Genomic DNA, 19,704 nt, shown 5'->3' on the forward strand with positions numbered 1-19,704 from the left:
CTAGGTTTTCGGTATCGAGAAATAGTGCCCACCCTACAAAAAATCCAAAATCTAAAATCAAAAATCGTTATGACTCAACTTAATGGGAATCATCTCAACGGTAATCAGAAAAACAGAGTCAAGCAAGATTCACGGGTACTTACAAAACAACAGAAAGCTGCTCAAGAGCCATTAATTAACTCAAATACTCAGGAATTTGAACAATCTGTTGTCTTGCGCCAATCTCCAATTTGGTCACGGACAATCATGGTGACTCTAATGGGACTAGCCTGTTTTGCAATTGCTTGGGCTTATTTTGCAAAAATTGAGCAAGTAGTACCAGCAACAGGGCAATTAAAACCGCAAGGAACAGTCAAAGATGTTCAGGCTCCTGTTAGTGGAGTGGTGAAAACGGTTTATGTTAAAGATGGACAAGATGTAAAGGCAGGAGATCCACTGCTGACTTTTGATTCCATCGCTTCTGTTGCTGAATTAAATTCTTTCTATAAAATTCGCCTTGCATTAATTAAAGAAAACCAGATTTATCGCCGATTGTTGGGTGCAAGTACCGCCGCAGGGTCTGAACTGTTATATTTGCGTGGTAATTTGCCACAAGAAACTGCTTTTTTGCTGAAAAGTCGGGCAGCTTTAGTAGGAGAAAATGAATTATTACGAACTCAATTAAAAAACTCTGGTCAAGATTATGCACTGGGTATTGATGAACAGCAACGTCTACGAGTTGCTAAAAGAGAATTAGATTCTCGGTCTGCTGCGGCAGAATTAGAAGTAGAAAAAACTAAAAAACAACTTAGTCAAAATAAATTTAAGCTGGAAGATAGTAAAGCAAGTTTAGCTATTCAACAGCACGTTTTAGATAAGCTGAAGATATTAGCAGAAGAAGGTGGCATTTCTCAACTTCAGTATCTCAACCAGCAACAAGAAGTACAAAACCGCACGGCAGAAGTAGCACAACTAGGTGAGGAACACAAACGCCTCCAGTTTGATATAGAAAAAGGACGACAAGAGTTAAGCAATACAGTGGCTCTTTCTGATAAAAGCATTTTGGATAAGATAGCTGAGAACAAACAGCACATTGCCGAAATCGATAGCCAATTCATGAAAGTTGTACTGGATAATGAGCAGCATTTGGCAGATGTCAATAGTAAAATCTCTCAAGCACAGTTAAATGTTAAATATGAAGAACTTCGTGCGCCTGTAGCTGGAACAGTTTTTGATTTACAAGCAAAAAACCCTGGATTTGTAGCGACTCCGACTACAAAACTGCTGCAAATTGTCCCAAATGAAAACTATATAGCTGAAGTTTTCATTACTAACAAAGATATTGGTTTTGTGCGAAAAGGTATGAAGGTAGATGTCAGAATTGACTCCTTTCCTTACAGCGAGTTTGGCGATATCAAAGGGGAAGTGATTGGGATAGGGTCAGACGCATTACCACCAGACCAAACACATCAGTTTTATAGATTTCCGGCAAAGCTCTCATTGGATAAACAATCCTTAGTAATTAAGGGTAAAAATGTCACCTTGCAATCAGGTATGTCCATCAGTGCGAATATAAAAGTCCGTGAAAACCGGACTGTGCTGAGTTTATTCACTGAGTTGTTTACCAAGCAAATTGATACTCTTAAAGAGGTACGTTAATTGTGCAAGGTTTGTGTATAACCACTTTCTAACGTTAAAACAAGAGTTATACCAATTACATCAAAATTTTACGATGGTTAATTCTCAACGCATCGAACCCGCTCCCGGACAAGAATCAGTTTGGGATTACCCTCGTCCTCCTCGGCTAGAGGACACAAGTAAACATATCCAAATAATCTTTAACGGAGTAATAATTGCAGATACCCACAACGCCAAACGTGTTTTAGAAACTAGTCATCCTCCTTGTTACTACATTCCCCCTGCGGATATCAAAATGGAATATTTGCAGCTGGCACCGCAGTCTAGCTTTTGCGAGTGGAAGGGAAGTGCTGGTTACTACACAATCCGGGTTGGTGAAAAAGAAGTCCATAATGCTGCCTGGTTCTACCCTAACCCTACACCAGTGTTTGAAACTATGAAGGACTATGTAGCTTTTTACGCTCATATAATGGATAAATGCTACGTGAATAGTGAAGAGGTGCAACCACAACCAGGTAACTTCTACGGCGGTTGGGTTACCAGTGATATTGTTGGGCCATTCAAAGGCGCTCCTGGTACTTGGGGATGGTGAGCCAATTTGAGATTTTGCGTAAAGTCTAGAGCGGCGGCTCTCCAAGACAGATTTTGAATTAAGCAGATGCGATATTAACCCAAGTTGCTAGTTATTCATTCGAGCGATCGCCATCTAAAGAAGAACCTTCATCTATCTTTCAGACAGCGATCGCTCTGTGGCCCAACATACTCCCCCGATATTTGCTCTACGCTAATGCTGTTATTTTCTCCAGCAAGCCCTGAAATAACCTTAAGCCATCGCTACCCCCTAGCATCGCGTCTGACGCCCTTTCAGGGTGCGGCATTATTCCCAACACATTGCCCTGACGATCGCAAATCCCGGCAATGTTGTTCAGTGAACCGTTAGGATTTTCCCCTTCATAGCGAAACACAACTTGTCCGTTATCTTCAATTTCTGCGAGAGTGGCTTTATCAGCGTAGAATCGCCCCTCTCCGTGGGCAATGGGCAAAGTGATAACTTCACCATTGGTATAAGCTTGCGTCCATGAGAGATTAGTCCGCTCAACTTTTAAGGGAACGCGATCGCAAATAAAATGCAAATCCCGATTTCTAGTCAACACCCCTGGCAAAAGTCCAGCTTCAGTTAATACCTGAAAACCGTTGCAAATACCGAGGACAAACTTACCTTTTCGGGCGTGTTCCACAACCTGCTGCATCACAGGTGAAAACCGGGCGATCGCACCGCAGCGTAAATAATCCCCGTAACTAAAGCCACCAGGGATGATCACGACATCTAAATCAGCAATATCTGTTTCTTGATGCCAAACCATGCGAGTCGGTTGTAAGAGCAAATCTCTAGTTACATAAGCAACATCGCGATCGCAATTAGAACCTGGAAAAACAACAACACCGAATTTCATGATTAGTCAATGGGAGTAAGGGGAGTAAGGGAGGCAGGGGGAGCAGGGGAGGCAGGGGGAGCAGGGGGAGAAGAACTATTGATTCTTGACCAATGCCCCATGCCCTGTTTAGCCCATGCCCTATTTGGCCAATGCCCAGTCCCTAAAATACCCCCGTTTGGGTTTCGACCTCAATCAAATCAAAGCGGTAATTTTCAATTACGGGATTTGCTAGCATTTGGTCACAAATGCGATCAAGGTCTTGACGGGCTTTCTTTTCATCAGTCGAGGTGATGGTGAGTTCAATGTACTTGCCAATCCGCACCTGGTCAACGTTCTCGTATCCCAGTTGCTTAAGACCGGATTGTACAGCCACACCAGCGGGGTCTAATACTGAAGGACGAAGCGTCACGAAAATTTTGACTAAATACTTGGTTTGCACGGGCTTTTGCTGAATGCTGCGATCGCTATACTATAACTTTCTGTTCCAACTGAGTGAAAATAAGATTACGAAGCGGTTAAAGTTAATTGATTAATTAGCCCATCTAACAGCTTCAACTACAGTGGCATATTTAAATAATTGTCTATGAGAGCCATACGCACCCGCAGTCAAGAGCGTATTTTCAACCTACTGAAAACCGTCAAAAAAGGCATTTCCGCCCAGGATATTTACGTAGAACTACGTAACACAAATCAGAGTATGGGTTTAGCAACAGTTTACCGCTCCCTAGAAGCCTTAAAACTCGAAGGCATGGTACAAGTGCGGAATTTAGCTAACGGTGAAGCCCTCTACAGCCTAGCGCAGCAAGACAAACACCACCTTACTTGTTTGCAATGCGGTGTCTCAATTCCGATTAATCAATGCCCCGTTCATGACCTAGAAGACCAGTTAGAATCCAGCCATAAGTTTAAAGTTTTTTACCACACCCTAGAGTTTTTTGGGTTGTGCAGTCAATGCCAGGTAAATCAAGCTACTGCGATTGGTCAATAGTTATACCAATTATATGTGATGTTGCACTTAATTTTTCCCTAGACTCAAGTCCGGGACTACCAGAACAAAGCCTGTTTAGACAGGCTAATTATGTGCATTTTCATAAATAGGTATCAGTTAGTTGAACTTTTTTTAAGCAAAATTCAACCAACTAAATACATTTGCAACTGTTAATTGCCAATTTTCCAAAACACCCAAAACGGGTAAAATATCTTGTTTTTCTTTTAATTCCGGTAATTTATTGGGTTCAAAAATCATGATTGACTCATCAGCAGAATCGAGTAACCAACCTAGCTTTGCTCCATTTTGAATAGAAAATGTAATTTTGCTGATAACTCGGTTGGGTGATTGTTCTGGTGAGAGAATTTCAATTATCCAATCCGGGTGAATTTCAAATTTATTTGTAATTCTTCCATTAGGAAGCAATGGAATTCTTTGCCATTCAAAAACTGCAATATCTGGTACTATTGAACGACCTTCAAATGTACAGCGTAATTCAGGAAAGGCATAAGCAATTTTTTGCAGTTTAGCAATCTCATTAATAGCTGTGACTAAACTGCTTTGTAACGTACTGTGTTCTCCTTGTGGCATAGGTTTTTGGTATATTTGCCCATTAAAATACTCGGTTGCTGGTTTGGTATTTGGTAGTTTTAAGAACTCTTCTATACTTAATTGTGTGGTTGGCTGAATAGATAATGTCATAATTTACAACTTATCAAAACTTGATTATTTCATCACTATAAGAATGCGACAATTAGTGCGATCGCATTCCCCTGACTAGCCATTGTAATTTTATCAAATAGCCCGTCGTAGATATCGCACAACCAAAACCTGACATTACACAAGTGCGACGCAAAATAACCCGTCGTAGAAATAGTGCTAGGTTACCATCAGGTATCGCCTAAAATTTATCCCACATCTCCCACAATCTCATCGACTCCACAATTAGCAGAAGTGCGATCGCCTAAAATTTTTTCCCATCTTTTTAAGATACAAGGTTGGGTTTGGTTCCTCAACCCAACATACATAATTTAAGGTTTTTGGCTCTAACTTGGCAAGTTCAGTGACTGATTTATCTTTCTAAAACCATTGCTTTAGACAATCACCTTTGCACCACCAGTCACTTTTCTATTTGGTAAGAGTAATTACAGCAGATTTAAAGTTGGATGTTGTACACAAGCTAAGTCTCAAAGCCAGGAATAATATCATGTCCGCCAAATTACTCATAATAAAAGAACCCTACCCCGCCTGTTCTTAGGTTAGCTCAAGCGCAGCTTTGGCGGGGTGGGTTTGGGGATATTATGCTTAATTGCCCGGACATCATATAAAGGGTGTTTTACTTCTGAATTCTGACTCCTGAATTGTGCTGTAATTAATTTTGCCTAGTTACTTACTAGCTACTTATTAGAAGAGGGTTAACTAGGACGGTTATTTTCTAATCCTGGTATTTGCTTAGAAAACAACGGGTTAGAGTCAACTTGACCATTTGAGATAACGGAACGCATACCCTCAAAAGCAGCAGGGATTGTGCGCGGATCTATAAACAAAACCTTGCTGCTATCGCTTCTACCAATTGTCGCGCCCATATCCAGATAGCCCAAGGCAAACAGAACTTCCACTGCTTTATTCGCATTAGGGTTAGTCTGGATTTTTTGGGCAACAATTTCTGCTGACTCTGCGATCGCCTGTGCTTTTAGAACCTGCTGCTGACGTTCCGCTTGAGCTTTCAGAACGATCGCCTTTTGTTCAGCTTCAGCTTGCAAAATTACCGATTTTTGACGAGCTTCGGCATCTAATATTTGCGCCTCAGCTTTACCTCTGGCGCTATTGATAGCAGCTTCGCGATCGCCCTCAGAAGTTAAAATTGCTGCCCGTTTGCGTCGTTCTGCCGACATTTGCAATTCCATCGATTCCCGCACTGCTTGAGACGGAATAATATCTCGCAGTTCTACCCGTGTCACTTTCACACCCCAAGGATCGGTAGCAACGTCCAAATCCCGTAATAAAAGTTCACTGATGTGGGAACGAGCAGTAAAGGTTTGATCCAACTCCAGTTGCCCCATTTCGGCGCGAATTTGAGTCAGCACCATGTTTACCATTGCCGACTGGAGATTTTCTACCTTATACCAGGCTTTTTCCATATCCACAATGCGCCAGTAAAACACTGCATCCACCTCAATACCAACGTTGTCACGGGTGATGCACTGTTGGGGAGGAATATCTAAAACTTTTTCGCGGATAGTTCCTTGGTAAACAACTCTATCTACAAAAGGAATGACAAAGTTTAGTCCTGGTTCCAGTTTTTTGTTATAACTACCCAATCTTTCCACCAAAGCTTCATTGCCCTGATTGACAACTTTCACAGACCCTGCTACTGCAGAACCACCAAGGGCTAAAAAGACTAGCAAAAAAAACTGTTCCATTGTGAATCTCCTGATTTTTAAGTATTAAATGTCAAAGAGAAGGGAGTGGGTAGATGGGAAGGTAAGGGGAATACCAATGCCCAATGCCTAAGAATTCAACAAATTTTCTGGTATCACAATCAAAGTAGTACCTTCTCTCCTGACCACATAAACTCTTTGATGGGGTGGTATGGTGAATTTGTCATCATCACATCGTGCTTGCCAAGAATTTCCCTCATACAGCACCCGCCCTGTTTTCCCAGGCAGAATTTCTGTTAAGGTTTCAGCTATAACTGCATCCCGAATTTTAGATTTGCGTTGTCGCGGTTGCAAAAACCGACGGGAAAGTAAAACTAGTGTGGTGGAAAATAATAGCCAAACTACAACTTGCAACCATACACTTCCCAAACCCACTCCAGACAGCAGCGCCACCACAAAAGCGCTAATTCCCATCATGAAGGCGACAAACGCCGATGGTAAGAACAATTCCATTAGACACAGAACTGCTCCTGCCAGAAGCCAGATTAAGGTAAAACTTGGCATAGCGCCATCCTAAACTTTACATTGACGTAAATGCATTTATACGATTAGATACACCCAGACGTAAGTTATTTACAGAAAGCAAAACTTGGTCTTTTTACCAATAATTTTGATTAATTTCAGTAACCAGGTGTAGTTAGCGGTACACGAATCTAGTCTATTCTAGCCTTGAAGTCATTGCCAGCTAAATGTAATCGAAATTCATGAGTTAATTGGTTTTTTAAATTTATACCTTTATGATTTCTACTCAACTGATAATTTATTGTATAAATCCAGCCTGTAATAGCCCGATTAACCCTATGGGAGATAGTGTTTGTGCCAGTTGCCAAACTCCCTTGGTTCACCGCTATCTTTGGGCTACTGGCTCATTGTCTGCTCAAATTCCACCAGGCACAAAGGTAGCAGATAGATACGAGGTAATTAGTCCTCAGATTTGGCTGGATACTCAACCGGGACTTTCGCCAGATGCACCTGAAGAATTGCCAAAGGAAGTAATTCCTTATCTACGATTATATCAAGAACGGTTACACCTGCCTCAAGCTTATGGGTTTGCTAGTTACCTTGGGGGAGATCCAACTGATATCCTCTTATTAGAAAATGTGCCAATAAATGAGATCGGAAATATCTATTCAACTATTGTTGAGGCATGGGAGCAAGCAACGGCAGTACGACAAGTTTATTGGCTGTGGCAAATTCTCCAACTTTGGACACCTTTATCAGAATTGGGACTTAACGGCAGTTTACTGGTAGTAGACAACTTGAGAGTCCAAGGTTGGTGTGTGCGGCTGTTGGAACTCTACCAAACACCAGCAGATGAGAAGCTGAGTTTACAGAATCTGGGGCAATGTTGGCAGTTTTGGGTAGCGTCTGCAAAGGCATCAGTAGCCAAAGGGTTACAGAACATAGTCCAGCAGATGTGCGAAACTGAGGTTGAGTTAGAGGCTATTAATGTTCAACTCAATAATTTACTACTAGCATCTGCTGCAGAATTGCCATTAGTCCTGAAGGTGGCAGGCTCTACAGATATTGGCCCATTGATGGTGCAAAATGAAGACGCTTGCTACCCCAATACTTTGGGTGACTTAGATGAACCTTTATTGCCCCAGTTGTCGATTGTTTGCGATGGCATTGGCGGACACGAAGGCGGCGAGGTTGCCAGTAAGTTGGCAGTGCAGTCTGTAAAGTTGCAAATTCGCGCTTTACTAACGGAGGTAACAGAACAAACCGTACTTGTACCACCAGAGTTGTTGCAGGAACAACTAGAAGCAAGCTTACGGGTGATAAATAATGTGATTTGTGCCGGCAATAACGAACAAAAACGCCAAGGTAGAGAACGCATGGCTACAACCATAGTAATGGCGTTGCAAGTTCCGCAACGAGTGCAGACGAGTACTGGGTGGCAATCAAATAATACCCATGAACTTTACTTAGCTAATGTTGGCGATAGCCGTGCCTATTGGATTACTCGTAATTATTGTCAACTACTGACAGTAGATGATGATGTCACAACGCGGGAAGTCCGCTTTGCTAAAAGCTTGTATCGAAAGGCGCTTTTTAGACCAGATGCTAGTGCCCTAACTCAAGCATTGGGGGCAAGAGATGCAGAATCTTTACGTCTCAAGGTTCAGCGATTCATTGTGGAAGAAGATGGCATCTTACTACTGTGTTCTGATGGTTTAAGTGATAATAACTGCGTGGAACAATCTTGGCAGGATTATGCAAAACCCGTGTTAACAGGTGAACTCACAGTTGAAGATGCTGTCCGCAACTGGATTAACTTGGCAAATGAAAAAAATGGGCGTGATAATACGTCGGTTGTTCTCACTTATTGCCGTGTCTCCCCAGAATACTTAGTACCTGTGACTCCAGCGTTGCCAGAAGAGATTATAGAAGCAGAAATACAAGAAGAATTAGAAGAACAAGAAGAACTACAAGAACCAATTTCCTTCACAGAAAGTTCGCGATCGCTGCTAGATTTGGATCTAGATTTGGATCTTCCAGAAGAACCACTTATAACCCCAGAAATTCCACCAACGCTAATTACAAAACCTAATCGGGGTAAACGCTTGGTAATGCTGGGGGGGGTGTTGGCGTTGCTTGTGGGGGGTACAAGTTTAGGATTATTTGCTTGGTGGCAATTTAATCCTCAAGGATTCCAGCAAATGTGTCGGCAACTTCCCCAAAGAGGGCAACAACTTTGTCCGCCTGGGAAGTAGCCAATAGGACTCCAACTCAAAACTCAGCACTCCACTTCACTACTCACCGTTGAAGATTACTGATGTGAAAAGACAAATAGTCTGGAGCCAAGAATATATATTGCCAACGTGAACATGAAAAACTTGCAAGTTGTGGATAATGGGTTTTCATCCGTCCCGATTATTGATATCAGCGCCTTGATTTCTGGAAAAGGCGATCATTATTCCATCGGATCTAAAATCAAACAAGCGTGTCGAGAATCGGGGTTTTTCTATATTATCGGACATGGTGTAAACGAAAGTTTGCAGCAGCGACTTGAAGAACTCAGCCGCCAGTTTTTCGCCCAGGATTTGGAAACTAAACTTAAAATCCGCATGGCTTTGGCAGGTATTGCATGGCGAGGTTATTTCCCCGTTGGTGGCGAACTGACATCCGGTAAACCCGACTTGAAAGAAGGTATTTATTTTGGCGCTCAATTGCCAAAGGAACACCCACTAGTGCAAGCTGGTACTCCTATGCATGGTTCCAACCTCTTCCCCGCCAACATTCCCCAATTTGGCGAAACAGTGCTTGAATATATGGAGGCAATGACAAACTTGGGACACACTCTGATGATTGGTATAGCCCTGAGTTTGGGATTGGAAGAATCCTACTTTGCCGACCGTTACACCTTAGATCCCCTAGTGCTGTTTCGCATCTTCAACTATCCTCCTCATTTATCACCCTTAGATGCTGAACCGATATGGGGCGTTGGCGAACATACTGATTATGGCGTTCTGACCATTCTCAAGCAGGACGACTCAGGTGGATTAGAGGTTAAATCCAAGTCAAGTTGGGTTGCTGCGCCTCCCGTTCCTGGTTCCTTTGTCTGCAACATCGGTGATATGTTAGAGAAAATGACAGGAGGTTTGTATCGTTCTACACCTCATCGTGTACAGAATCAGTCTCAAAATCATCGCCTTTCGTTTCCCTTCTTTTTCGATCCCAATTTCAATGTGGAAGTCAAGGCGATTCAATTAGATAAAATAGTAGCGAATAATGATGCAAGCGATCGCTGGGATAAAGCTAACGTTCATGATTTTCGCGGAACTTATGGTGATTATGTGTTGAGTAAGGTGTCTAAAGTTTTTCCAGAGTTGCAGCGATCGGTATTATAAAGTTTCAAGCCATTTCTTCTTTGCTGAGTCCCCTTCTGGTTCGGTTCCTGTATGTCAAATGTGCCCAAGAGTAGGTGTACAAATTCCACAGATCTAAAAAAGTGCTTCTATCTCAACACCAGCAAGCGTTTCACCCACTAATTGCTCAATTGTCATCCACAGCATTTCATTAATTCGTAGCGGATTAAATTTGGCAATACCTTGCAATGCCAATGCATCCCGATACAATGTTAGTGCGTCAGCCGCATTGTTAATGCGTCCCCTTACAATGCCAATGCATCGGGATGCATTAAAAACGCTACGCTTTTACGCAAAACTGTAATAAATAAGGTACAGAACCTAGACTTAAAAGCCAGATATGAAGAGTGTTTTACTCCAGACTCCAGACTCCAAACCTCTGACTCCTGCCGGATCTCTCAGCAGATAGCTTGCTTGTTAAGCTTATCCGTGGTTTGATTTAAATACGGCATCTATATAAATTTATCGTAGTTTATTGACGACCCAATTACCTGAATTAACTTGTCAGCCACAAAGTAAATATAAAACTTTCTATGCCTATCCAAACTATTGGTATTTTAAGTCCGGGTGATATGGGGCAGGCGATCGCAGCTGTTCTGAATCCAAATGGATTGAAAACTATTGCTGCTCTAGACAATCGCAGTGAACGAACTAGGCAATTAGCAACCGCAGCCAACATCCAAGATGTGGGTTCCCTGATGCAACTGGTAATTGAATCTGATGTAATTTTGTCAGTTTTAGTCCCAGCAGCAGCGACTGAAGCAGCAAAGCAAGTCGCTGAGGTGATCAGCAATGTTGGTAAACAGATTCTCTACGTTGACTGTAATGCGATCGCACCCCAAAAAGTCATAAATATCGCCAAACTCATCGAATCAGTTGGCGGAACATTCGTAGATGCATCAATCATTGGCCCACCACCGCGAGTTCCCAATCGTACCCGCATATATACTTCAGGAAAACAAGCAAGTCAACTCCAACAACTGCAAGATTATGGCTTGGATGTGCGGGTGATTGGTGATGAAATTGGTCAGGCTTCCGGGTTGAAAATGTCCTATGCAGCCCTGACAAAAGGACTTACAGCAATTAGCACAGAATTACTGATTGCAGCCCATCGTTTAGGCTTGGATAAGGAATTATGGGATGAAGTGTCTAGTAGCCAAAAGGAACTTGCTAGCATATTAACCCGTTCGATTCCATCGATGACACCAAAAGCGCATCGTTGGGTAGGAGAAATGGAAGAGATTGCAGAAACCTTTAAAGAGTTAGGTCTGGCTGAGCGCATTTTTTATGGAGCAGCCGACGTTTACCGTTTGGTGAAAGAAACCTCTTTGGGTAAGGAAACACCAGAAGAATGCGATCGCGATCGTTCATTGAATGAAATTATTACAATTCTCTCGAATGAAGCAATTTCTGACACATAATCAAGACTATTTTATTGCGGGTTGATATATGGGATGACTCAGGAACAATGGACTGCGGTTGACGCTTACTTTACCAAGCTGCTTGTGCCGCCTGACCCCGCGCTGGATGCGGCTCTCCAGACTAGCGCTGCGGCTGGACTGCCACCGCACAATGTTTCGCCGAACCAAGGCAAGCTGCTGCTGTTGGCACAAATCCAAGGAGCGCGAACCATCCTGGAGATTGGCACTCTGGACGGTTACAGTACTATCTGGCTGGCGCGGGCGCTACCCAGCAACGGTCGTTTGTTCACCTTAGAGGCTAACCCAAAGCACGCCGAAGTCGCTCGTGTCAACATCGCCTGCGCTGGTCTGGCCGATATCGTTGACTTGCGCCTCGGACAGGCACTCTCTACGCTGCCACAGATTGCCGCCGAGGGTCACAGTCCATTTGACCTGATCTTCATTGATGCCGACAAGCCAAACAATCCAGATTACTTCACATGGGCGCTCAAGCTTTCCCGTCGCGGCAGCTTGATCATCGCCGATAATGTCGTGCGTAACGGAGCGGTGGTTGATCAAAGCAGCAGCGATCCTAGCGTCCAGGGGGTGCGTCAATTCAACGAACTGCTTGCCTCTGAGCCGCGCGTCAGCGCCACGGCAATCCAAACCGTGGGCAGCAAAGGATACGACGGCTTTGCGATCGCGATCGTCACCGCTGACTAATAAAGCATTCAGCCAAGATCCGTAAACCAAAAATAGCAAGAGATTGTTATTTGCTTAGTTTTAGGAACGATTTTGAGGGAACAGGTAAGCGATCGCAGCGTAACCCGAAATACTGACTAAAATAATCAAAAAAGCAGCCAGAACAATAGTAGACATACAGAATTCTACCCAAATGCCAAATTAACGTTATATTCTATACAATTTCAAAATCTCTACACCCATCAAAAAATAAGATTTTGGATTAATCCGCTAAGGCTTTGCTTTGCTCCTCCCTAACCCTTCTTAAAAGGAGGAAATTGAAGCCAGCCTTTTTAAGAGAGTTTGGGGGACTTCCTGGGCAAAATATCACCAACACCAAGCGGATTGAATTTTGGATACTTTCAAACTAACAATCGCGTATGACACAGCAGTGACTACCTTGTGTCAATCCCTTGTATCTCAAGCATTTTGACTAAACTTAAGCCAAAGGCAGAAAAAACCGAAACGTACTGCCAATTCCCAACTCGCTTTCTACCTGAATCTGACCGCCTTGTAGTTCAATTAAACGACGGGAAATGGTTAAGCCAATACCAGTGCCTCCCGAATGGCGATCGCGCGATTGGTCAGCTCGCCAGAAGCGCTCAAATACATGGGGCAAATTTTCTGGAACGATACCAATACCTGTATCGATAACCGCAATCCAGAGTTGAGATCCTTGAGTCCCAGCCCGAATCGTAATTAAACCTTCATTAGTATAATGCACTGCATTACCTAGCAGATTAACCAACACCTGTTCTGTACGGTCAATATCCGCCAATATAGGAGGCAGCACAGATGGACATTCCAAAAGCAGAACTGGTCCATCTTCCAACAGCTGGTCACTAAATTTCTCCACTAATGACTCTAACAACGGACGCAGATTTACCCGTTGTATATTAATTGGCAAATAACCAGCTTCTGCCTTAGAGAGTTCTTGTAAATCGTTCACCAAGCGCTCTAAACGCTTAGTTTCTCTAGCTAAACGCCGATAAATCTCAGGAGACGCTTCAATTTCCCCATCAGCCAGTTCTTCCAAGTAACCACGGACAACTGTTAACGGTGTCCGTAGTTCATGGGTCATGTCTCCAATCACTTCTCGCCGCCGCACTTCCACCCCTTCTAAACTGGCTGCCATCCGGTTGAAACTAGCACCAAGTCCATTAAGTTCTGGAATGTCAGACATCGGTAGTCGTGCATCCATCTGACCAGCAGCAAATTTTTGGGTGATTTGTTCCATCTCTGTCAACCGCTGCATAATCCGTCTAGACACCCAGTAACTTAATCCTCCAGCAGCGGTAGTCCCAACTAAGACTGACCAAATTGTGCTTCGCTGCCAAGCCAGTTCAAATCCTGTAACCAATTCAGTCCGGACATCGATTAAGTCGAACCCCTGATTTTCTAATCGTTCCAAATGCAAGACAAACAAGCGGGGGGAAGAAATTTTGCTGATACTCACCAAACTAGCTACCCCCACGATCATTACTACTAAGTGGGAGAAAAATAGCCGCCCTCTCAGCCCCATCTTCATAATATTTACGCTACCAGGGGATCTTCAAATTTATAGCCCACCCCAACAACAGTTTTAATAAAAGTCGGAGTTGCCGGATCAGGCTCAATCTTTTTTCGCAACCGAGCTACATGAGTATCTACCACTCGTTCATCGCCAAAAAAATTATCTCCCCAAAGTTTATCAATTAGTTGAGTGCGGTTCCAAACTCTACCAGGATTACTGACAAAGGTAGTTAGCAAGTTAAATTCTAAGGTAGTTAAATCCAAAATTTCAACCTCCTGAGAATTTATCTGACGACTGGCAGTGCGCTGGTCTACATCTACGATAAAGTGTTGGGTACGATTGACTTGATGTTGTCCCCCTTGGCGGAGGCTACGCCGCAATAGTGCCCGCACCCTAGCTACCAATTCTCTAGGGCTAAAGGGTTTTATCATATAATCATCAGCACCAGTAGACAGACCAATGACGCGATCAATTTCCTCACCCTTAGCCGTGAGCATCAAAATGTAAGGATCTTTTGCACCTGGTTTCTGGCGAATTCTGGCACAAACTTCCAAACCATCCAAACCAGGAATCATTAAATCTAGAATAATTAAATCAGGTGGTTGCTCCTGAAACATCCGTAAAGCATTCATGCCATCGCGGCTAATCCGACAAAAAAATCCTTCTTTTTCTAAAGATAGTTCGATTAAATGAGCAATTTCTGGTTCATCTTCAACTATTAAAATATCCATTTCAATTAACAAGACTTGGGGTAGACAAGGGGATTTTGCCCCTTGTTTAAAGTAGGCATTTGGGGAATGGGACGGGTATGGATGAGGATTCAAGCCCCACTCAACCTGATAAACCTTCTACAGGCTTGCAATAGCTCAGTAGAGATTTCGATAGATTTGAAATCAGGTTTTAAAGGTTTGAATTTGACGGCGTGCGATAACTATAGCCAAGATTAGAATCTTTTTGAATGTGTGCTTTAATACTATCGAGGTCAATGAAGCAGTCAGCAACATCAATCAAGCTTTCACTAGTGGTCGTTTGCAGACTGACCACTTCCACCCGAACCCCCATTCTGCTGACAGCGTTCACAGCATATGCTAAATCTCCATCCCCACTGACTAAAACCGCAGTATCATAGTAAGGAGCTAAAGTTATCATGTTTACAGCAATTTCTACGTTCAGATTTGATTTCTTTAAATTCTCTGCTGGCACAATCAGTTCTTTTGCCACTACACGATAGCCATTACGACGCATCCACAATAGAAAACCCTGTTGCTTTTCATTGTTAATATCAACCCCAGTATAAAAGAAAGCACGCAACAGTCTTGAACCGTTGGTTAAACGACAAAGCAATTTAACGTAGTCAATTTCTATGCCCAGTTGTAAAGCTGTATGAAATAGACTTAAGCCATCAATAAAAATAGCAACTCGACCACGATTCAAGCTATTGATAATCAAACTATCAGGTGCAGTATCTTGCATCTTGGTATCTTCACTTTTGACAATAGTATCGCTTAAATTTTGTCCTTGCCAATGTGGTTTAGCTTTGAGTACTTTAGTTTCCTTAAATTCATTTGTTTGTTTACTAAAATTAGTTATAATCATTGATACCTCTGATTTTAAAGCTGGAAAGAGTTTTGAGTAAATTGTCTATAGTATAGTTTGTGCTGATTTATAATCCTAGCAGGTAATGATCTTGAGTCACTACATGCAGATAAACTTAACTGACGCTAAACAGAATCCAAAAGTACACAGCCAAAGGGTTTTCCACTGTGATCAGGGTTGGTTTGACGAAACATTGCATCTGCCCACAGATATGTTAATCTTTACCCACCCAGACAGCAAGAGTTTGGAGAAAATAAATCTTCCTGTAAGGGTAGGGCAAGAATCTGCGAACGTCATCTATCTATTTTATTTTACCGCAGGCTAAGGAAGCTCAATTACTGACAAGAGGTATAAACATTAATAATGTAATATGCGATCGCCCCTCAAAAGGTAAGTTTACTTAAAATATTTAGGTAATCTTTAATGCAATTCTGATAACAGTTTATCTTAATCAGGGAGTGCTCAACGGTCAATAGTCAGAAAACACTGGCGAAAATACAAGATTCCCGACTTCTTTAAAGAAGTCGGGAATCTGAGTCTTAGCCTTTAGCCAACTTATTATTGGATGTGTAGTAAACTTTACTACCAGTATCAGGCACAAAATGGCAGCTGATACATGAATTCCATAATGACTTCCAAATTGGTTCTTCCGATTTGTGGAAATACTCACCCATCACTGGTTTTATTGCCTCAGTTGCCTTCAGCAAATTGTAGTGAGGAATGTTAAGGAATATATGGTGAGCAACATGAGTACCGATATCATGATGGATATGATTGATCAAACCATAATTACGGTCAATGCTAGAAATCGCACCTTTCAAAAAAGTCCAATCTTCTCCACGATACCAGGGAAGGTCTGGCTCAGTATGGTGCAAGAATGTTACCAAATCTAGCCAAATTATGAACACAAGGTAGGGCACAGCGTAATATTTTAGCAACCACATCCAACCCCATTGGTAGGTCAGAAAACCCAACAAACCTACCATGCCAATCAAAAGTACAGTACTAGTAATAACATCCAATTTTTCCGATGGTTTGAAAAGCGAGCTGCTGGGCAAAAAGTGGGAGCCTTCCTTATTAGGAGAACGCTTAAACAGATACACAGGATAAGCCAGTAGAAAAACATAATATCGGCCTATCTTTTGTGCTAAAGGCATCTCCTTGTATTCTGATTCTGTCACAGGATACCAGCTTTCATCGTTATCAATATTGCCAGTATTTTTATGATGGGTTCTGTGGCTAATCCGCCAACCATGATAAGGAACAAGTATTGGTGTGTGAGAAAGATGTCCAATCAAATCATTGAGCCATTTATGCTTAGAAAAAGATTGGTGTCCGCAGTCATGTCCGACTACAAACAAAGCCCAAAACATCGTTCCTTGCATTAACCAAAAAATTGGGAAGAAAAGCCAAGAATCCAGGTAATGAGCTACTGCATAAAGCAGACCGATAATCAAGATATCACGAAAGAAGTAGAAAAGTGATTTTGTCACATTGGGCTGAAAGCATTCAGCGGGAATTGCAGCTTTTAAAGTCTGAAGAGTGAAAGGTAATTTAGTCGTATCTTCAGATGTTTCGCAGGCAGGAGGATTGTTGAACGTGATGATATTTGATTGCACTGGATTCTTTTGATTGGATATAAATCGGAACTTTATTTGAGACAAGATAATCTCACTTCTAAGATGCCCACGAAACTAGTGATCGCTAACACAGAAGAGGATAATTTCTGGCAATTTATCTAAAATTTTAGTCAATAAAGAATTGCCAGATTCTATTTAAACACAGCATAATAAACGCTCTCGTTAATGCAAGAGCGTGAGTGTAATCACAGCACTATTTATCGCTCTGTATAATATTCGTTGAAAGTCTTATAGCCAACATCAGTTGTGTACAGTTGACACTGGTCTGTAATCTGCTTCATTAAAGGCCAAGAAAACTGACACTCATCATGCAGACAAGTCCCCCAATTTTCTTTTATGCTGCTGTAAGCTAGCCGCAAATTATAAGAAGGAATCGCAGTGGAAATATGATGAGGGACATGAACATTGATATCATGGCACAGAATTTCTATCCAACGCGGATAATCGCAATGGATAGTGCCAAATAGCTGTGCTAGAGCCTCGTTCCACTTGTTCGCTGTTACAAAAGGAACATCCGAGGCAGTATGGTGAACAATAGTAAAAGTACTCATCCAAAAATGGTAAATCATCCAGGGCACTAGCCAAAATTTGACAAATCCCCAGATACCAGTTGTGGCGATGAGAATCGGGAAAGCGATCGCTGCAAACACGACTACTACAGCCACAGAAAGCTTGATACTCGATTGGTCTTTAGTTTTAAAGTTCCGCCAATCAAAATGCACAACTGCCCAATGTCCAATGGAACCTACCCACCAGAAGCGTTTACGCATGAACAGTTCAAAAGCAGACTGCCGAGTTTTATCCCAATTTTCAAATACTTCTGGTCTGATTGGATGCCAAGCGTTGTCCTCATCCAGTTTATTGGTATGAGTATGGTGATAATTATGCTTAATCCGCCAACTATGAAAGGGGTAAATTAACGGCATCATGAAGAAATGCCCTACCAAATCATTTACCCAACGACGTTTGGCAAAAGACCTATGACCACAATCATGGGCAATTACAAAAAAGCCTGTTAAAGCAGTACCCGTAAAAATCCAAGCTAAAGGCAAAAGAAACCAAGGAGTGATAATCAAGCTGTAATAGCCCAAGGCAACTGCCAAGACACTGATTATTACTTGTGTCCAAGCTTTGCGACGGTTCTGCTGAAAACATTCCCGTGGCAGGGTTTTGACAATATCTTTGAGCCTTAGATCGGAATTACCAGGCTCGTCACTCAGTTTCTGGCTGTTAATTATTGATGTAGTCATGAACACCTGAAAAACAACAAACTCCTCCACCAAGTCACCAAAAAGTAACTTGCCGTAAAAATTCTTAACATTAGCGCTTCGGATTATAGCAACCTAACCGACACAAGCGCACCCGTAATATAGACTTTTGAAAAGTGAGGAGTTATCAGTAATAAGTTATGAGTTTAGATTCTTAACTCACGCCTGATGTGAATTAGAAACGCTCCTTGTTCCATTAGGATTTGTGGGTCTCAAAATTATGGTTTGAGAAAAATCGATGGCAACATAAAGAATTTCGACACCTAATTCACATTAAACGTAACTCCTAACTCCCGTACAGACGCGATTAATCACGTCTCTCCTAACTAGCTTTTATTGGGGCCAACTTCACATTAGTAGCCAGACCAACTGCTTGTAGCAATTGAACAGTCATCCAAGTTAAATCGATTTCCCACCATTCCAGTCCATGACGAGCTGAGTATTGAAAGGCATGATGGTTATTATGCCAGCCTTCACCGAAAACTAGTACGGCTACCCACCAGCAATTAGTCGATCTATCACCAGAATCATAACTGCGATAGCCAAATTTATGAGTAGCGCTGTTCACCAACCAAGTGCAGTGGTAAACCCAGACAATGCGAACAAAAATTCCCCAAAAAACGAAAGGCCAGCCACCCAGAAGCAAAAGCAATACACCTAGAGCAACCTGGAGCAAAATGAAATATTTTTCTAAAAACTGATAAACTGGGTCTTCGGCAATGTCTTTGGTGAAACGAGGAACTTGAGCGTGAGCCGGACAATAATGAATCAGCCAATCCATGTGGCTCCACCAGAAGCCTTTATTAGAATCATGGGGGTCAGAGTCCGTATCAGAGTTTAAATGATGAATCCGATGTGTCCCTATCCACTCAATTGGGCCTCCTTGACAGGAGAGTGTGCCGAAGAAAACCAGAAGATACTCTAGCCACTTGGGAGTTTGAAAACTGCGGTGGGTAACAAGGCGGTGAAATCCCAGAGTAACGCCTAAACCACCAGTCACCCAGTACAGTAAGAAACCCACACCAACTGCTGTCCAGCTAAAGTTGCCAGGAACAAAGGCAAACAAAGCGCCGATGTGCAGTCCAATGAAAAATAGGGTATTGACCCAGTTAATTTGAGGTTTAGTTGAAGTAGCAATTGTCATGCAGTAACCTGAATTTGAATTTTCCAGCCTAGTCTGTGCGATCTAAAA

General features: G+C 42.4%; 20 protein-coding genes. 8 read left to right on the forward strand and 12 right to left on the reverse strand.

Annotated elements, in window-relative coordinates; translation table 11 throughout:
• Positions 1–69 precede the first annotated feature (69 nt).
• Complete coding sequence (locus V7K21_RS06650; RefSeq protein WP_335172655.1) at positions 70–1,638, forward strand: HlyD family efflux transporter periplasmic adaptor subunit; 1,569 nt, start codon at positions 70–72, stop codon at positions 1,636–1,638.
• Positions 1,639–1,711: 73 nt separating this feature from the next.
• Positions 1,712–2,209 (forward strand): DUF427 domain-containing protein, encoded by a 498-nt coding sequence (locus tag V7K21_RS06655; RefSeq protein WP_335172657.1) that lies wholly within the window; start codon positions 1,712–1,714, stop codon positions 2,207–2,209.
• Positions 2,210–2,396: 187 nt separating this feature from the next.
• Here the strand turns inward: V7K21_RS06655 and purQ are convergent, their stop codons facing one another.
• Positions 2,397–3,071 (reverse strand): phosphoribosylformylglycinamidine synthase subunit PurQ, encoded by a 675-nt coding sequence (gene purQ, locus V7K21_RS06660; RefSeq protein ID WP_335172659.1) that lies wholly within the window; start codon positions 3,069–3,071, stop codon positions 2,397–2,399.
• 142 nt (positions 3,072–3,213) lie between these two features.
• On the reverse strand, positions 3,214–3,492 hold the full coding sequence (gene purS / locus V7K21_RS06665; protein ID WP_335172661.1) for a phosphoribosylformylglycinamidine synthase subunit PurS: 279 nt from the start codon (positions 3,490–3,492) through the stop codon (positions 3,214–3,216).
• Between the two features lie 144 nt (positions 3,493–3,636).
• Between purS and V7K21_RS06670 the strand changes: the two genes are divergently transcribed.
• Entirely contained in the window at positions 3,637–4,041 is a 405-nt protein-coding gene (locus V7K21_RS06670; protein WP_335172663.1) for a Fur family transcriptional regulator, read from the forward strand.
• Between the two features lie 132 nt (positions 4,042–4,173).
• On the opposite strand, the gene V7K21_RS06675 is transcribed toward V7K21_RS06670, so the two are convergent.
• The 3 genes from V7K21_RS06675 to V7K21_RS06685 all read right to left on the reverse strand — a co-directional run bounded on the left by V7K21_RS06675 (position 4,174) and on the right by V7K21_RS06685 (position 6,986).
• Positions 4,174–4,743 carry a Uma2 family endonuclease gene (locus tag V7K21_RS06675; RefSeq protein WP_335172665.1) on the reverse strand — a complete coding sequence of 190 codons (570 nt, stop codon included), beginning with the start codon at positions 4,741–4,743 and terminating at the stop codon, positions 4,174–4,176.
• Between the two features lie 713 nt (positions 4,744–5,456).
• Positions 5,457–6,464 carry an SPFH domain-containing protein gene (locus V7K21_RS06680; RefSeq protein ID WP_335172667.1) on the reverse strand — a complete coding sequence of 336 codons (1,008 nt, stop codon included), beginning with the start codon at positions 6,462–6,464 and terminating at the stop codon, positions 5,457–5,459.
• A gap of 87 nt (positions 6,465–6,551) precedes the next feature.
• Positions 6,552–6,986, reverse strand: a complete 435-nt coding sequence (locus V7K21_RS06685; protein ID WP_335172669.1) for an NfeD family protein — start codon at positions 6,984–6,986, stop codon at positions 6,552–6,554.
• A gap of 233 nt (positions 6,987–7,219) precedes the next feature.
• On the opposite strand from V7K21_RS06685, the gene V7K21_RS06690 reads away from it, so the two are divergent.
• Both V7K21_RS06690 and V7K21_RS06695 read left to right on the forward strand, forming a co-directional pair.
• Entirely contained in the window at positions 7,220–9,199 is a 1,980-nt protein-coding gene (locus tag V7K21_RS06690; protein ID WP_335172671.1) for a protein phosphatase 2C domain-containing protein, read from the forward strand.
• Positions 9,200–9,313: 114 nt separating this feature from the next.
• Entirely contained in the window at positions 9,314–10,336 is a 1,023-nt protein-coding gene (locus V7K21_RS06695) for an isopenicillin N synthase family dioxygenase (RefSeq protein ID WP_335172673.1), read from the forward strand.
• Between the two features lie 93 nt (positions 10,337–10,429).
• Here the strand turns inward: V7K21_RS06695 and V7K21_RS06700 are convergent, their stop codons facing one another.
• Complete coding sequence (locus tag V7K21_RS06700) at positions 10,430–10,564, reverse strand: hypothetical protein (protein WP_335172675.1); 135 nt, start codon at positions 10,562–10,564, stop codon at positions 10,430–10,432.
• A gap of 323 nt (positions 10,565–10,887) precedes the next feature.
• Here V7K21_RS06700 and V7K21_RS06705 point away from each other — a divergent pair, with 323 nt between their 5' ends.
• Together V7K21_RS06705 and V7K21_RS06710 are read left to right on the forward strand one after the other, a co-directional pair.
• The gene (locus tag V7K21_RS06705; RefSeq protein WP_335172677.1) at positions 10,888–11,775 is read left to right on the forward strand and encodes an NAD(P)-dependent oxidoreductase; all 888 of its coding nucleotides are present in this window, start codon (positions 10,888–10,890) and stop codon (positions 11,773–11,775) included.
• A gap of 33 nt (positions 11,776–11,808) precedes the next feature.
• Positions 11,809–12,477 (forward strand): O-methyltransferase, encoded by a 669-nt coding sequence (locus V7K21_RS06710; RefSeq protein ID WP_335172679.1) that lies wholly within the window; start codon positions 11,809–11,811, stop codon positions 12,475–12,477.
• Between the two features lie 457 nt (positions 12,478–12,934).
• Here V7K21_RS06710 and V7K21_RS06715 read toward each other — a convergent pair whose 3' ends face one another.
• The 3 genes from V7K21_RS06715 to V7K21_RS06725 all read right to left on the reverse strand — a co-directional run bounded on the left by V7K21_RS06715 (position 12,935) and on the right by V7K21_RS06725 (position 15,604).
• The gene (locus V7K21_RS06715) at positions 12,935–14,023 is read right to left on the reverse strand and encodes a sensor histidine kinase (RefSeq protein ID WP_335172681.1); all 1,089 of its coding nucleotides are present in this window, start codon (positions 14,021–14,023) and stop codon (positions 12,935–12,937) included.
• A gap of 5 nt (positions 14,024–14,028) precedes the next feature.
• Positions 14,029–14,739: a response regulator transcription factor gene (locus V7K21_RS06720; protein ID WP_273769498.1), complete on the reverse strand. Its 711-nt coding sequence runs from the start codon at positions 14,737–14,739 to the stop codon at positions 14,029–14,031.
• 169 nt (positions 14,740–14,908) lie between these two features.
• Positions 14,909–15,604, reverse strand: coding sequence for a LabA-like NYN domain-containing protein (locus V7K21_RS06725; protein ID WP_335172683.1), 696 nt, complete (start codon positions 15,602–15,604; stop codon positions 14,909–14,911).
• Positions 15,605–15,707: 103 nt separating this feature from the next.
• Between V7K21_RS06725 and V7K21_RS06730 the strand changes: the two genes are divergently transcribed.
• Positions 15,708–15,929: a hypothetical protein gene (locus V7K21_RS06730; RefSeq protein ID WP_334795203.1), complete on the forward strand. Its 222-nt coding sequence runs from the start codon at positions 15,708–15,710 to the stop codon at positions 15,927–15,929.
• 214 nt (positions 15,930–16,143) lie between these two features.
• Here V7K21_RS06730 and V7K21_RS06735 read toward each other — a convergent pair whose 3' ends face one another.
• The 3 genes from V7K21_RS06735 to V7K21_RS06745 form a co-directional block, all read right to left on the reverse strand.
• A complete protein-coding gene (locus V7K21_RS06735) occupies positions 16,144–17,223 on the reverse strand; it encodes a fatty acid desaturase (RefSeq protein ID WP_335172685.1) in 1,080 nt (359 codons plus the stop codon).
• Positions 17,224–17,441: 218 nt separating this feature from the next.
• Entirely contained in the window at positions 17,442–18,494 is a 1,053-nt protein-coding gene (locus tag V7K21_RS06740; protein ID WP_335172686.1) for a fatty acid desaturase, read from the reverse strand.
• A 340-nt stretch (positions 18,495–18,834) separates the two neighbouring features.
• Positions 18,835–19,656: an acyl-CoA desaturase gene (locus tag V7K21_RS06745; protein WP_335172689.1), complete on the reverse strand. Its 822-nt coding sequence runs from the start codon at positions 19,654–19,656 to the stop codon at positions 18,835–18,837.
• Positions 19,657–19,704: the final 48 nt, after the last annotated feature.

This window comes from Nostoc sp. (assembly GCF_036919595.1).
In the GTDB taxonomy this organism is placed as follows: Bacteria; Cyanobacteriota; Cyanobacteriia; order Cyanobacteriales; family Nostocaceae; genus Nostoc.

Coding starts and splice junctions, on each gene's coding strand:
- V7K21_RS06650 (WP_335172655.1), top strand. CDS start 70: ATGACTCAACTTAATGGGAATCATCTCAACGGTAATCAGAAAAACAGA.
- V7K21_RS06655 (WP_335172657.1), top strand. CDS start 1,712: ATGGTTAATTCTCAACGCATCGAACCCGCTCCCGGACAAGAATCAGTT.
- purQ (WP_335172659.1), bottom strand. CDS start 3,071: ATGAAATTCGGTGTTGTTGTTTTTCCAGGTTCTAATTGCGATCGCGAT.
- V7K21_RS06670 (WP_335172663.1), top strand. CDS start 3,637: ATGAGAGCCATACGCACCCGCAGTCAAGAGCGTATTTTCAACCTACTG.
- V7K21_RS06675 (WP_335172665.1), bottom strand. CDS start 4,743: ATGACATTATCTATTCAGCCAACCACACAATTAAGTATAGAAGAGTTC.
- V7K21_RS06680 (WP_335172667.1), bottom strand. CDS start 6,464: ATGGAACAGTTTTTTTTGCTAGTCTTTTTAGCCCTTGGTGGTTCTGCA.
- V7K21_RS06685 (WP_335172669.1), bottom strand. CDS start 6,986: ATGCCAAGTTTTACCTTAATCTGGCTTCTGGCAGGAGCAGTTCTGTGT.
- V7K21_RS06690 (WP_335172671.1), top strand. CDS start 7,220: ATGATTTCTACTCAACTGATAATTTATTGTATAAATCCAGCCTGTAAT.
- V7K21_RS06695 (WP_335172673.1), top strand. CDS start 9,314: ATGAAAAACTTGCAAGTTGTGGATAATGGGTTTTCATCCGTCCCGATT.
- V7K21_RS06705 (WP_335172677.1), top strand. CDS start 10,888: ATGCCTATCCAAACTATTGGTATTTTAAGTCCGGGTGATATGGGGCAG.
- V7K21_RS06710 (WP_335172679.1), top strand. CDS start 11,809: ATGACTCAGGAACAATGGACTGCGGTTGACGCTTACTTTACCAAGCTG.
- V7K21_RS06715 (WP_335172681.1), bottom strand. CDS start 14,023: ATGAAGATGGGGCTGAGAGGGCGGCTATTTTTCTCCCACTTAGTAGTA.
- V7K21_RS06720 (WP_273769498.1), bottom strand. CDS start 14,739: ATGGATATTTTAATAGTTGAAGATGAACCAGAAATTGCTCATTTAATC.
- V7K21_RS06725 (WP_335172683.1), bottom strand. CDS start 15,604: ATGATTATAACTAATTTTAGTAAACAAACAAATGAATTTAAGGAAACT.
- V7K21_RS06730 (WP_334795203.1), top strand. CDS start 15,708: ATGCAGATAAACTTAACTGACGCTAAACAGAATCCAAAAGTACACAGC.
- V7K21_RS06740 (WP_335172686.1), bottom strand. CDS start 18,494: ATGACTACATCAATAATTAACAGCCAGAAACTGAGTGACGAGCCTGGT.
- V7K21_RS06745 (WP_335172689.1), bottom strand. CDS start 19,656: ATGACAATTGCTACTTCAACTAAACCTCAAATTAACTGGGTCAATACC.